Below are 13,599 nucleotides of genomic sequence, written 5' to 3' on the forward strand. Positions count from 1 at the left end.
TCCCCCTGGAGAGCTGAGCGATGAGACGAGTTTGGCGGCGACGGGCGATTCGGAATTGGATGTTTGTGCTGTTTGGCGCGGTGACTTGCCGGGCCGCCTACGCGGGGAAGCTGGACATGTGCGCGCTGATCCGGCTCCTCAACCAGCGCTCCGCCGGGTCGTTGTCATGCACCCCGCTCCACACCATCGACAGCTCTGCGGCGTCGATCGCAAACGGTGGGTCCTGCGCGCGCAACGTGGTGCCTTCGGTCAAGGCGCACGCTGCGTAGTCCGGCACGGTCGCGATGATCTGCGTGCCCGCCAGTAACGCCCGCAAGCCACTGAATTGCGGCACCGCCAGCACCACCCGGCGCGCCCGGCCGATGCGCGCCAGGTCGAGGTCGATATTGCCGCTCAAGTCCCCCGAAAACGACACCATGGCATGCGGCCGTTCACAGTATTCGTCCAGGCTCAGCGGTGCGGTGCCGCCATCGCCGCGCAGCACCTTGCACGGAATGTCGCGCAGTTTCTTGCGCTTGGCATTGGCCGGCAGATCCGTGGTGTAGCTGACCCCCACGGTGATCTCGCCACTGGCCAGCAGCGACGACATCAACAGGTAATTGGCGCGGCGCACCACCACCACGATCCCCGGTGCCTCGTCGCGCAGTTGGCTGAGCAACGGCGGGAACAGGCCGAATTCGGCGTCATCGGACAGGCCGATGCGGAACACCGCACAGCTGGTGGAAGGGTCGAAATCCTTGGCGCGGCTGACCGCGCTCGAGATGGTGTCCATGGCCGGTTGCAGCTCCTTGAGTATCGCCATTGCGCGTGGTGTGGGCTCCATGCCGCGCCCATTGCGCAGCAGCAACGGGTCGTCGAACAAATCGCGTAAACGGCCCAAGGCCGCGCTCACCGCTGGTTGGCCCATAAACAGTTTTTCGGCGACCCGGGTCAGGTTCTTCTCGAACATCAGCGCTTCGAAAATCACCAGCAGGTTCATGTCGACGCGGCGCAGGTCGTTGCGGTTCATGGTGGTCCCCAAACAGTTGACAGAGCACCAGCTAAGCACGCGGCGCGGCGAGCGCGATTGCACACCTGTGCTGTCTTTTCCACGCCAACAACTGGCGAAATTAACAACGATTAACTCGTCAGTCGGACGGCACGGCACCAAGAATGAGGCCGTCTACACTGCATCCATTCACCGGGAACGCTCCCATCGACTGCGGATATTTCGTCATGGCCCGACTTGAGCACGGTGCTCCAAGCTTCTGCGCGACCGGCGGCCTCTGCCCCCGGCGCGAGCGTATCGCCAAGCAACTGATCCTCGCCAACCTCGGCGAAAGCCTGGCGATTGCCGACCTGGCCCAGGCCTGCGCACTGTCGCGCAGCCACTTCTCCCGCGCCTTCAAATGCACCACCGGGCTGTCGCCGCAGGAATGGATTCGCCAACAGCGCATCCAGCGCGCCAAGGAGTTGATCACCGGTACGTCCTTGAGCCTGACGCAAATCAGCCTGGAATGTGGTTTCTGCGACCAGGCACACTTCTGCCATATGTTCACGCGCAGCGAAGGCGTCAACCCGATGACCTGGCGTAATCACCAATTGCGTCGCAAGCAGGCGATTGCCGCCTAGTGGTCAGCGCAAGCGTGGAATATGCTGGGCGAACCCTTTTTTCAGAGCACGCGCTGGCATGAACGACCTCAGCGAACAGGCCGTACACTTCGGCCCGTATCGGATACACCCGCGCCAACGCCTGGTGCTGGAGGCTGGCCGGCCGTTGCGCCTGGGACGGCGGGCAGTGGACATCCTGCTGATCCTGCTGGAACAGGCCGGCAATGTGGTGAGCAAGCAGGAACTGATCGCGCGGGTCTGGCCCAAAAGCGTGGTCGAAGACGGCAACCTGCGCGTGCATATGGCGGCGTTGCGCAAGGCCCTGGGCGATGGCCAGGCCGGGCAGCGCTATATCGTCACCGTGGCCCAGCGCGGTTACAGTTTTGTTGCGCCACTGAGCATCGAACCGATGACCCTTCCAACCGACGGCAGTGCGCAAAGCCAGGCCCACAACCTGCCGCTGCGCAGCACGCGGATGATCGGCCGCCAGGCGCTGATCGATGCGCTGGTGCAGCAATTGCCGCAACAACGCTTTATCACCCTGACCGGCGCGGGAGGCATCGGTAAGACCACGGTCGCGCTGCGTGTCGCTGAGCTGCTGATCGGGCATTACCGCGACGGCATTCGCCTGCTCGACCTCGCCCCCCTCAGCGCGCCGTCGATGATCCTGCCCAACCTCGCCGCCCTGCTCGACCTCACCCCCGACGAACACGCGCCGCTGTTGACCCTCGCGCGCAGTCTCCACACGCGCCAGTTGCTGTTGGTGATCGACAACTGCGAACACCTGCTCGATGACATCGCCCTGATCAGCGAGACCCTGCTGCGCCACGCGCCCAACGTTCACATCCTCGCCACCAGCCGTGAAGCACTGCGCGCCGAGGGTGAATACGTGCAGCGCCTGGAGCCGCTGGCCTGCCCGCCCGCCACCGGCAACCGTGCCCAGGCGCTGGGCTATCCGGCCCTGCAACTGTTGATCGAGCGCGCCATGTCCCATCAGGACAGCTTCGCCCTCAGCGAAGCCGAACTGCCGTTGGCGATCGATATCTGCCAGCGCCTCGACGGTATCCCGCTGGCCATTGAACTGGTGGCGGCGCAGATCGAACGTTTCGGCCTGCAAGGCCTGCTGGTGCAGATGGAAGACAACTTTCGCCTGCTGACCCGTGGCCGCCGCAGTGCCCTGCCCCGTCAACAGACGCTGCGCGCCACGCTGGACTGGAGTTTCGACCTGCTCGCGCCCTGCGAACAGATCTGCCTGCGCCGCCTGGCGGTGTTTCGCGGCGGCTTCAGCCTGGCCAGCGCGGCGGCGGTGATCGCCGGGGAACAGATCGCGCCGGCCGAGGTGCTGGGTTCGATCACCCAACTGGTGGCCAAGTCCTTGCTCAATGTCGAGCCCGGCGATGACGAGATGGTCTACCGCCTGCTGGACATCACCCGCACCTACGCCCTGGAAAAGCTCAGCGTGGCCGCTGAACTCGACACCACCCGCGAGCGCCACGCCGCACGCTGCCTGGCCTTGATGGAACAGGCCCGGGACGATTGGGAACTGACCGCGACCCAGCCCTGGATCGACCGCTACGCGCCCCTGCGCGAAGACATCCGCGCCGCACTGGATTGGGGCCTGGGCGACCAGGGCACGCACCTGTTGGGTATTCGCCTGACGGTCAGCGCGATGCCGTTGTGGCAGGAACTGTCATTGCTGGGGGAACACGGGCTGTACGTGGGCAAGGCGCTCGCACGGCTGGCGCAATCGCCCGCGCCGAACCCGCACTTGCACATGGCGTTGCAACTGGCGCTGGGCAGTTTTTCGTATCACACCCAGGGCGGTACGCCGCAGACCATTGACGCCTTTGCCTACGCGCGGCGCCTGGCCGAAGCGAACAACGACTTGAGCGGCCAGTTGCGTGCGGTGTCGGGCCATATGGCGGTCAACCTGTGTTGCGGAAATTATCGCCAGGCACTTGCGCAAAGCCTGCACTTCGATCAACTCGGCCCCCAGGCCGACCCCTTGCTCGACCTCAGCGCCCAGCGCCTGCGGGTACTGGCCCAGCACTTTGCCGGTCACCAGGCATTGGCCCTGCAAAATGCCGAACAGGTGATCCAGCGCATGGCCCACAGCGGCCATCTGAACCGGTTCACCCATGGCTTCGGCGTGCAGTACGACCAGGGCGTGGCCTCGCTGACGATCCTCGCTCGCATCCTGTGGCTGCGGGGGTTCCCGGAGCGTGCCTGGCGCACCGCGAACCAGGCCCTGGAACTGGCGCTGCAGATCAACCACGGCACCTCGATCTGCTACACCCTGGCCCTGGCCGGGGTGGTCATCGCCCGCTACAACGGCGACGCGGCCGCGGCCCATTCGCTGCAGGAACTGTTGTTGCAACAAGCGCAAAAGCACTCGGTGCAGCTGTTTCATACCTGGGCCCGACACTACGCGGGCGCAGCGCCGACGCAAGCCATGCCCGGGCTCGGCCTGATCGCGGATACCCTGGTGACCTTCAATGCGGGCGCGGTGGACGCGGCGATGTTCGAACGCGCCAAAAGCGGCGCGGCCGGCTGGTGTACGGCAGAGATCCTGCGGGTGCGCGCCGAGCACAGTGACGACATCCCGGCAGAAGCGCTGTTGCTCGAGGCACTCGGCCTGGCGCACCAGCAAGGCGCCCTGGCCTGGGAGTTACGCAGTGCGACCGCGCTGGCGCGGCTGTGGCAGCGCCAAGACCGCCGGCAAGCGGCACGCGAGTTGCTGGACTCGGTCTACGGGCGATTCAGCGAAGGGTTCGCCACCCAGGACCTAATCGGCGTGCGCCGCCTGCTCGACGAGTTGCAGGACAAACGGCCGGCCTGAAAACGCCCCCAGATAATGCCCATACCCTTGCTGCAGACGCGCCACTTGCAGCGGGTCGCGCAGTTGCGCCAGGGCGTAGCTGCGCACGCTGTTGAGCAAGCGGTAACGCTCGGGACCGAGGCCGGGCTCCACGCTCAGCAGCGAGATGTCGACCAGTCGCCGCAGCAGGTATGGCAGGTCGGCGTGAGCCAGCTCGGTGCCGGCGATCAACTGCCCCAGGACGGGCAAGCTCACCGCCATCTTGAACAGGCCCAGTTGCAGGAACAGCCAACGCTCCGGCAGGCTCAGGCGCTCGTATGACCAGTCCAGGGCCGCCGCCAGGGATCGGTGGCGTTCCAGCGCCGTGCGCCGACCGCGCGCCAGCACTTGCAGGCCGCTGCGCAATTGCACCTGCAAGCCCTGCACGCCGAGAGCATCGACCTGGGCCGCCGCCAGTTCGAGGGCCAACGGAATACCGTCGAGCCGGCGGCAGATATCGCGCAGCGCCGGCAAGTCCTGGGGCCGCAGGGCAAACCCTTGCTGACTGGCGCGCACGCGCGCGACGAACACCTGCACCGCCGAGTAGGCCATCGCCTGCTCGACGCTGCCCCAGGCGGATGGCATCGGCAGCGCCAGGCGAGGCACGCGCTGCACCCACTCGCCGGGCACCCGCAAGGCTTCGCGGCTGCTCAGCAACAGCGTCACCCCAGGCGCGCTGGCCTGCAGCGCGCGCACCAGATGACGGCAGGCGCCGAGCAACACGTCGGCGCCATCGAGCACCAGCAATAACTGGCGCGAGGCCAATTGACGGAAGAGCGCCGCGGCACTGTCAGCCGCGTCGAGCCCGAGGGTCTCGGCCAACTGGCGCAGCATTGCCGTGGGCGTATCGACACCGGCCAGATCCAGCCACCACACGCCGTCGCGATAACGCGGCAACACACGCTCGGCCAACGCCAGGGCCAGGCTGCTCTTGCCGACGCCAGCACCTCCGGTGAGGGTCATCAGGCGTTGCCCCGACAGGCGTCGGACCAGCGTCCCCACCAGTTCGTCGCGACCGATCAGCGGGCTGAGCCGGGTCGCCAGGTTGTGCCGCGGTGCCGCGTTCCCAGCGGCCTCCTGCAGCGGCGCAACCAGGCAATAGCCGCGTTGGGGTTCATTGAGAATGTAGCGACGACCGTCCAATGCACGGCGCAGGGCGGCGATATGCACCCGCAGGTTGTTCTCCTCCACCACGCTGCACGGCCAGACGCGGGCGATCAGGGTGTCCTTGCTGACAAATTGCCCGGGCGTTTCGAGCAGCACCGCCAGGATGTCCAGCGCGCGCCCGCCCAACGGCACGGGCATGCCCGCCTTGCTGACCAGGCGCTGCTGGCGATGAAAGGTGTAAGGGCCAAAGCGCATCGCATGGTCGTTGTTCATCTGCGTAAAAGCGCTGAAACACCCGAGCTTGGGCGTCCGCGCATCCTTCTTCCATGGGCCTGCCGTTATCTTGCCAGCTCGTTGTAACAGGACAATGCTGGCACGGGGAGCGATACGGACAATCGGGTGCGCGAGACGGACATCCTGTCGTTAACTGAACTGCTGTCGGTATTGGGTGGGGTTGAGGCCGAGTTTTTCACTGAACAGAAAGCGCATATGCCGCACGCTGCCGAAGCCTGCGTGAAAGGCCACGGTCTTGAGCGGCAGGTCGGTGGTTTCCAGCAGGTGCCGGGCGCGGTCGATGCGCGCGCCCTGCAGGAAGGCCATCGGCGTCATCTGCACCTCTTTGGCGAACAACCGCGCAAAGTGCCGCGCACTCATGCCGGCGAGTGCCGCCATGGATTCGATGGTGAACGGCTGGTCCAGATGCGCCAGCACATGGCTCTGCACCCGCGTGATCGCGGTTTCCTGGGGCGCCACGGCGGCGGTCATCGGGCTGAACTGGGCCTGCCCGCCCTGGCGCTTCATCACCACCAGCAGCACTTTGGCCACGTCCACCGCGACCTGCTTGCCGTGGTCCTGGGCGACAACCGACAGCGCCAGGTCGATGCCCGCCGTCACCCCGCCGGACGTGATCAGGCGGCCGTCCTGCAGGTAGATGCGGTCGGTTTCGACAACGGCCTGGGGGAAGGCCTTGATCAGCCGCTCGGTGTAATGCCAGTGGGTGGTCACGCGGTGGCCGTCGAGCAACCCGGCATACCCCAGCACAAAGGCACCGGTGCAGATCGAGCCGAAGCGCCGCGCGCGTGGAGCAGCGGCCTGGAGCCAGGGCAACAGGTCGGGGTGGCATTCGTTATAGGCACCGGGACCACCGGGCACCAGCAGCAGGTCATAGGCATCGTGCGCCTGGGCCAGCAGCAGGTCGGGCTGCACGACCACGCCATTGGACGCACGCAGCGGGCCGGGCTCGGTGCCGACGATCAGGATCCGATAGTGCTGCGCCGCTGGCAGGTAGCGGTTGGCAATCGAAAACACTTCAAGCGGCCCAGCCATGTCGAGCAGGAGGAAGTCCGGAAACAGCGCCATGGCCACGGTGTTCATAGAGGGAGACGTCCATCAGGAAGGAAGGCAGCGGGTATTATGCCACGTCCGAAACTGTCAACCTCAATGCGACAGTTATTCAGATATCAGCTTCTTAATGAATATTCCAGTAACCAGTAACCTTCTTCTCAACACAAGCGCCCTGCATTTCGCAGCCCGCTCTGACTTGAGGACACCACCATGCTGACCCTTCGCAAAGCCTCCGACCGCGGCGCCGCCAATCACGGTTGGTTGAAGTCGTTCCACACCTTCTCGTTCGCCAACTACTGGAACCCCGCCGAACAGGGTTTTTCCGACCTGCTGGTGATCAACGATGACCGCGTCGCCGCAGGCCGTGGCTTCGGTCAGCACCCGCACCGCGACATGGAGATTTTCTCCTATGTGCTCGAAGGCGCCCTGGAACACAAGGACACCCTGGGCACCGGCTCGGTGATCCGCCCCGGCGATGTGCAACTGATGAGCGCCGGCAGCGGCGTGGCCCACAGCGAGTTCAACCATAGCCAGAGCCGTGGCGTGCATTTCCTGCAGATCTGGATCGTACCGAATGTCTCCGGCGCCGAACCACGCTATCAGCAGGAGCACTTCAGTGCAGCGCAGAAACGTGGACGCTTGCAGTTGATCATCTCGCCGGATGGCGCCGAAGGCTCCCTTCACGTGCGCCAGGATGCACGGGTCTATGCCGGGCTGTTCAACGCTGACGAAAGCGCAAGCCTGGACCTGACGCCGGACCGCCACGTGTACATCCACGTGGCCCGCGGCAGCGTCGAGATCAACGGCCAACGCCTACAGGAAGGCGACGGGGCCCGCGTGCGCGATGAGCGCCAGATCCGCCTGAGCCACGGTGACGATGCCGAGGTACTGGTATTTGACCTGCGCCCTCTGGAACTGCCGCAGATGCCATGACGGCTGCACGATAGCCCGCCGACGCGGGCTATCGCTGGCGTCGATAGTCACCATCAGCCCAATGAAGTTCTCTTAAAAATACCAACGCGTAACATCAAACCCACACCAGGCAACACCCTAATCAAACACTCGGAGCACACTCTCATGAAACGCCAACTCTTGCTTAGCCTCGCTTTCTCGGTACTTGCTGCAAACGCTTTTGCCCACCCTGTCGTCGCTGAAGGCGGCGCTGATCGCCTCAACGAAAACCGCGTCGCCGAAGGCGGTGCCGAGCGTCTGCAAGGCAACCGTGTCGCCGAAGGCGGTGCTGAACGCCTGCTGGAACGTCGCGTCGCTGAAGGCGGTGCGGATCGCTTGCAAGAACGTGGTCTGGCTGAAGGCGGTGCAGATCGTCTACAGGAACGTGGCCTGGCTGAAGGCGGTGCAGATCGTCTGCAGGAACGTGGCCTGGCTGAAGGCGGTGCGGATCGTCTGCAGGAACGTGGCCTGGCTGAAGGCGGTGCAGATCGCCTGCAGGGCAACAACGCTTGACCCCGCGCTGTGTGCGCGGCACCCCAAACCGGCCTGATCAGCCGGTTTTTTTTCGCCTGCTTATCGGGTACTGGCCTGAAACCGCTTGCGATACGCTGCCGGCAGCATCCCCACCCGCTGCTGGAACAGGCGCCGGAACGAGTTGCTGTCTTCGTAGCCCACCGCATAGGTGATGCTTTCGAGGGTCATGCGCGTCGACTCCAGCATCTGCTTGGCGCGCTCCAGGCGCAGGGTCTGCACATAAGCGATCGGCGTATAGCCGGTGGCTTCCTTGAAACGTCGCTTGAAATTGCGCACCCCAAAACCAAAGTGCCGGGCCACCTCGTCAATCACCAGCGCCTCGGCGCAGTGCTGCTCCAGCCAATGCTGCACGCGCAGTATCTGCGCGTCGCCGTGGCTCTTGGGCAACGACCACATCGCGTACACCGACTGCACCGTCCGCACCGTGTCGATCAGCAGGTATTTGCCACAGGTGTGAGCCAGTTCCGGCGAGCCGAAGCGGCGGATCAGGTGGAGCATCAAGTCCATCGCCGCACTGGCGCCACCACAGGTGATCACGCGGTTTTCTTCGCAGAGCATCTGCGCGTCATCGAGGCTTACGTCTGCGTAGCGTCGCCGGAAAAGCTCGGCAAACGCCCAGTGGGTGGTGGCGCGCAAGCCTTGCAGTACACCAGTTTCCGCCAACAGAAAGGCGGCGGTACACATCGACACCAGCACGGCGCCGCGCCCATGCTGTTCGCGCAGCCAGGGGCCGAAGGCGGCAAACGTCGGCAAAGCCTCTTTCAAGGTGAAGAGAAAGCCGGGGATCAACACCAGATCGGTCTGTGCGATCTGCGCGGTCGAACAGGCCACTTGCAGACGCTGCCCGCCCCAGGCATTCACGGCCTGGCCGTCGAGGGACGCGACCACGATCTCGAAGGGCGGATGGTCGGCAAACAGGTTGGCGGCGCTGAGCATTTCCAGGGCCAGGGTGGCGCTGGCGGCGGAGCAGTGATCGGCCAGGAGCAAGGTAATGTGCATTCACGGACCTTTTTGCGCTTTTCGCATTAAATAAGTCATTTGCGCACCTACCTTAGCCGATTTAGCGCCCTTACAGTGCTGCCACTGTTCAACTCTGTGGCGTCTTTATGAATCTCTGGTTTCGATTGCTCTACATGCTCTGCCGTCGCCCCTGGCGCAAGCCTGCCCATGGCCTGGCCACCACCGTGGTACGCATGCGGGTGTGGCCGCTGGACCTGGATCTCAACCGGCATGTCACCAATGGCCGCTACTTCACCCTGGCGGACGTTGCACGGATGGATTTTGTCTTGCGCACTGGCGCTTTTCGCGTGGCCCTGCGCAACAAGGCGCTGCCGATCGTGGGCGATACCTGGGGCAAGTTCCGCCGCGAACTCAAGGTGTTCGAAGTGTTCGAGGTACACACCCGCATACTCGGCTGGGACCACAAGTGGAGCCTGATGGAGCACCGTTTCGTCAGCAAGGGTCGGGTGGTCGGCGTGGTGGTGATGCGCGGGCTGTTCCGCTCAGCCAAGGGCACCCTGCCCCCGGCGGATTTCCTGCGGGAGCTGGGGCTGGCCGAAACATCGCCGCCCCTGCCGCAGTGGCTGAGCGACTGGGCGCAGAGTTGCGAGGCGATGAGCGTGCAGTTGCGAGGTGAGGAACAGGATTGAGGATCATCCGCTCATCATCGTCTTGAGGCATGCGCGCCTTGGCCAACATGTCCTTGGCGATTTTACGCGTCGTCGCGGCGCCTTCCAACTGCGCGCTGGATATAGGAGTCCACCAGGCGGTATTGGGGAGAAGACGCCACTGCCCCGCCCAAGCTGGACGTCAACGACTCGACGCCGTGAACAACCGCCTCACAAAAGTCAGTGATGCACAAAAAAACGCACTGCCGCACTCGCTGCGAAGCTCCAGGGTCTTACTCGCGCAAGCCCGGGACATCTTGATAGCTGCCCATGCGGCCTCTTTCTTGAGACCCGGCGCTGGATATCGACGAAACTCGTCCCAATGCAGATACCGGCCCTTGTCATCGACAGCTTTATAGATTGAGTCGCCAGGCGCTGCTCAGACTGATCAAGTCATACCTACCAGTTCTCCCCCAACCCCAGCAAGCCAAGTATCTGCCGGCGCAGGTCCACCAGATAAGGATCGTCGCGGTGCCGGGGGTATGGCCGCTCGATGGTCAATTGCGCCTGCAGGGTCGCCGGGCGGTCGCTGAACACGATCACGCGGTTGGCCAGGAGCAAGGCTTCTTCCACATCGTGGGTCACCAGCAACGCCGTGTAGCCCTGGCGTTGCCACAGGTCGATCAGTTCCTTTTGCATGGTGATGCGGGTCAGGGAATCGAGTTTGCCCAAGGGCTCGTCGAGGATCAGCAGGCGCGGCTGGTTCACCAGCGCACGGGCTAGCGCAACCCGCTGCGCCATGCCGCCGGACAGTTGCCGAGGGAAGGCGCGGGCGAATTGGCTGAGGCCGACTTTTTCCAAGGCTTCATCGACTTTGGCGGCATGGGTCTTGAGCAGGCCCTGGGCTTCGAGGCCGAGGGCGACGTTGTCCCACACGCGGCGCCACGGATACAAGGTCGGGTCCTGGAACACCACCACGCGACTCGGGTCCGGGCCGCTGATCGGCTCACCATCGGCGAGCAAGCGCCCGGAATCCGCCGGTTCCAGCCCAGCGACCAGACGCAGCAAGGTGGACTTGCCGCACCCCGAAGGCCCGAGCAAGGCAACGAACTCCCCCGCTGCCACGTCCAGCGAAACCCGCTGCAACACCGGCAGATGCTCACCGTCCAAGGCAAACCCGTGGCTCAGGTTTTCGATGCGCAGCGTCAATCCCGCCGCGGCTTCTACTGCGGTTGCCAGGGCTACCATTTCATCGCTCCTTTCTGCCAGGCCAACAAGTGGTCGCGCAGCTGGAACAAGCCGCTGATCAACCCCGAGCAGGCCAGCGCCATGATTAACAACGCTGCATACATATTCGCGTAGGCCGCCCACCCCTGGGCCCATTGCAGGTACCAGCCGATGCCGGATTTCACGCCCATCATTTCCGCCACCACCAGGGTCGAAAACGAGGCGCCGAGGCCCATGAATAGGCCGACGAACACATGGGGCAAGGCGGCGGGAATCGCCACCTTGAAAATCAGGAAAGGCTGTTTTGCACCAAGGGTGCGCGCCACGTCGTAATAGGCTTTATCGACACTGGCCACGCCGGACCAGGTCAGCACCGTGACCGGAAACCAAGTGGCCAGGGCGATCAGGAAGACGCTGGCGCTCCAACTGCTGGGGAACAGGAAAAAGCACAACGGCAACAGCGCCGTCGACGGCACCGGGCCGAGGATGCGCAGCACCGGATGCAGCCAATAGCCGATACGCGTCGACCAACCGATGGCCACGCCGGCGATAAACCCGGTCGCCGCGCCCAACGCCACGCCCGCACCGAGCAGCAACGCCGAATGCAGCAGGCTGTCGGCCAGGCGCGCGTAGTCTTCGACATACACCGCGAGCAGGGCCTGGGGCGGCGCGAAGAACGGTACCGGCAGCAGCGCGAGTTTCGCCGTGAGCAGCTCCCAAATGCCCAACAGCAGCGGTAAAGCGATCAGCCATGACGCGGCTCCGCGCAGGCGCAGGCCGAGCCTGGCGAACCGGCGCCCGGCCACACTCGACACTCCGAACACCGCCGCCACGCCCACGCAGAGATGGGCCAAACCTTGGGTCATCGGCCAGTCGCGCGTCGCATTGGGCCAGTAGCTGATCAGCAGCGCCACGGCCAACCAGGCGCCGACCACCGCCAGGCCCGGCCACCCGATCTTGAACGCCACGAGTGGGTTGAGGGTGGTCGCGTCAACTGAAGACATCGGCGGTGATCTCCTTGGCGAACGCCAGCGGGTCGGTGCCCTGGCTGATCACTTCCACGGTTTTCAGGTCGGTGACGTAGGTGGTGATTTCCGCGGTCAGCGCGGCGCCGACCGCATGGTGGCCGTGGGTGTGGTCGTGGAGGATCGCCTGGACTTCTTCGGTGGAGGTGTTCAACGCATAGGCCTGGAAACCCTTGGCGACGACCTCGGGGTGTAGCACGGAATAGTCATGAGCTTCGAGGATCGCCTGGGTCAGCGCCGCGACCACCCGCTTGTCTTCGCGCACCAGCTTGCCGGTGACACCGACCACGCAGCAGCTGAGGTTGGCGTAGGCCTCCACCAGGTTGGTGGACAGTTCCCGCGCCACGCCGGATTTGATCAGGCGATACATGAACGGGTCGCTGCCGCTGACCGCCTGCACCTCGCCGCGCTCCAGGGCGGTGCCGAGCAGGTCGGCCGGGTACAGGCGCCATTCGACGTCGCGCACCGGGTCGATGCCGTGCTTCTTGAGCAGGATCGAGAAGAAATTGCGGTCCGGGCTGGCCATGTCCGTCACGCCGATCGCCTTGCCCTTGAGGGCTTCGAGTGTGCTTACGCCGCCGTTCGCCGCACTGAGCAAACGCAGGCAACCGCCATGGGTGCCGGCGGTCAGCTTGACGTCGAAGCCCTGCTCCAGGGCCTTGAGCCAACGCAGCGCCATGCCCACACCGGCATCGGCCTTGCCGGTGGCGATGGCTTCCAGCAGCACCTCGGTGGAATTGCCGAAGTTGACCAGTTCCACATCCAGGTTGTGCTGTTTGAAGAAACCTTGACCGTGGGCGATCACCACCGGGGCCAGGCACACGGCATTCAGGTTAACCGCCAGTTTCAGCGCGCGAGGCGCATCCAGGCGGATGAACTCACCGGTGCCGGCGGGCTCCTGGGGCGTGCGGTGCGCGGCGTGCTCGTCGGCGGCGAAGCCCAGGCGGGGCAGCGACAGCAGCAAGGGGCTGGCCAGGGTAATACCGGCCATGCCCAGGAGGCGGCGGCGGGTTAAAGGATCGAAAGCGGCCATGCAAAAACTCCCATGATTGTGTTCGCTAGGTAGATTGCGCGCCTTGCGTCATGCAGGGCACTCGCGACAAAACTACAATTTGATTATATTAATCAGCGACAATTATGAAAGAACCATATAATTCTATGGTTATGCCCGATGCCTCGAAACGCACAAAAAGCGCCCTAAGCTCAGATCGGAACAGTATTTATCGGGGGTGTACGCGCAGTGGGTACAGGCCGGGAAATGGGAGAAAACGCACCTGTAACCGGGGACGATCGATCAGTTGGCTGAGCAGCAGAAGATCGCGGATGCGTTCTTCAAGGTGGTGGATGCACAGGACGT

Annotated in this window: 12 protein-coding genes; 5 read left to right on the forward strand and 7 right to left on the reverse strand. The window is 64.3% G+C overall.

Translation table 11 applies throughout. From position 1 onward, the window contains the following. Positions 1 to 97: 97 nt before the first annotated feature. Positions 98 to 1,009, reverse strand: a complete 912-nt coding sequence (locus ACVWZP_RS08785) for a LysR substrate-binding domain-containing protein (RefSeq protein WP_046383863.1) — start codon at positions 1,007 to 1,009, stop codon at positions 98 to 100. A gap of 206 nt (positions 1,010 to 1,215) precedes the next feature. Between ACVWZP_RS08785 and ACVWZP_RS08790 the strand changes: the two genes are divergently transcribed. After that, positions 1,216 to 1,611, forward strand: a complete 396-nt coding sequence (locus tag ACVWZP_RS08790; RefSeq protein WP_046383864.1) for a helix-turn-helix domain-containing protein — start codon at positions 1,216 to 1,218, stop codon at positions 1,609 to 1,611. Positions 1,612 to 1,669: 58 nt separating this feature from the next. Continuing rightward, a complete protein-coding gene (locus ACVWZP_RS08795; RefSeq protein ID WP_046383865.1) occupies positions 1,670 to 4,429 on the forward strand; it encodes an ATP-binding protein in 2,760 nt (919 codons plus the stop codon). Here ACVWZP_RS08795 and ACVWZP_RS08800 read toward each other — a convergent pair. Together ACVWZP_RS08800 and ACVWZP_RS08805 are read right to left on the reverse strand one after the other, a co-directional pair. Continuing rightward, positions 4,376 to 5,827, reverse strand: coding sequence for a winged helix-turn-helix domain-containing protein (locus ACVWZP_RS08800; protein WP_057004842.1), 1,452 nt, complete (start codon positions 5,825 to 5,827; stop codon positions 4,376 to 4,378). The genes ACVWZP_RS08795 and ACVWZP_RS08800 overlap by 54 nt on opposite strands. A 150-nt stretch (positions 5,828 to 5,977) precedes the next feature. Continuing rightward, complete coding sequence (locus ACVWZP_RS08805) at positions 5,978 to 6,928, reverse strand: GlxA family transcriptional regulator (RefSeq protein WP_102618580.1); 951 nt, start codon at positions 6,926 to 6,928, stop codon at positions 5,978 to 5,980. Positions 6,929 to 7,108: 180 nt separating this feature from the next. On the opposite strand from ACVWZP_RS08805, the gene ACVWZP_RS08810 reads away from it, so the two are divergent. Then, positions 7,109 to 7,831 (forward strand): pirin family protein, encoded by a 723-nt coding sequence (locus ACVWZP_RS08810; RefSeq protein ID WP_457369679.1) that lies wholly within the window; start codon positions 7,109 to 7,111, stop codon positions 7,829 to 7,831. 144 nt (positions 7,832 to 7,975) lie between these two features. Further along, positions 7,976 to 8,362, forward strand: a complete 387-nt coding sequence (locus ACVWZP_RS08815) for a hypothetical protein (RefSeq protein ID WP_128192623.1) — start codon at positions 7,976 to 7,978, stop codon at positions 8,360 to 8,362. Between the two features lie 60 nt (positions 8,363 to 8,422). Here the strand turns inward: ACVWZP_RS08815 and ACVWZP_RS08820 are convergent, their stop codons facing one another. Beyond that, positions 8,423 to 9,382, reverse strand: coding sequence for a GlxA family transcriptional regulator (locus ACVWZP_RS08820; protein WP_457369680.1), 960 nt, complete (start codon positions 9,380 to 9,382; stop codon positions 8,423 to 8,425). A 107-nt stretch (positions 9,383 to 9,489) separates the two neighbouring features. On the opposite strand from ACVWZP_RS08820, the gene ACVWZP_RS08825 reads away from it, so the two are divergent. After that, complete coding sequence (locus ACVWZP_RS08825) at positions 9,490 to 10,032, forward strand: acyl-CoA thioesterase (protein WP_079443558.1); 543 nt, start codon at positions 9,490 to 9,492, stop codon at positions 10,030 to 10,032. A 417-nt stretch (positions 10,033 to 10,449) separates the two neighbouring features. Here the strand turns inward: ACVWZP_RS08825 and ACVWZP_RS08830 are convergent, their stop codons facing one another. Genes ACVWZP_RS08830 through ACVWZP_RS08840 form a run of 3 tightly spaced genes read right to left on the reverse strand, consistent with a single transcriptional unit; the run spans position 10,450 to position 13,275 of the window. Beyond that, positions 10,450 to 11,238, reverse strand: coding sequence for an ABC transporter ATP-binding protein (locus ACVWZP_RS08830; RefSeq protein ID WP_102618582.1), 789 nt, complete (start codon positions 11,236 to 11,238; stop codon positions 10,450 to 10,452). Further along, positions 11,232 to 12,221, reverse strand: a complete 990-nt coding sequence (locus tag ACVWZP_RS08835; protein WP_457369681.1) for an ABC transporter permease — start codon at positions 12,219 to 12,221, stop codon at positions 11,232 to 11,234. The genes ACVWZP_RS08830 and ACVWZP_RS08835 overlap by 7 nt, the downstream gene beginning before the upstream one ends. Continuing rightward, a complete protein-coding gene (locus tag ACVWZP_RS08840; protein ID WP_457369682.1) occupies positions 12,208 to 13,275 on the reverse strand; it encodes an ABC transporter substrate-binding protein in 1,068 nt (355 codons plus the stop codon). The genes ACVWZP_RS08835 and ACVWZP_RS08840 overlap by 14 nt, the downstream gene beginning before the upstream one ends. Positions 13,276 to 13,599 lie beyond the last annotated feature (324 nt).

This window comes from Pseudomonas sp. TE36184 (assembly GCF_054060055.1).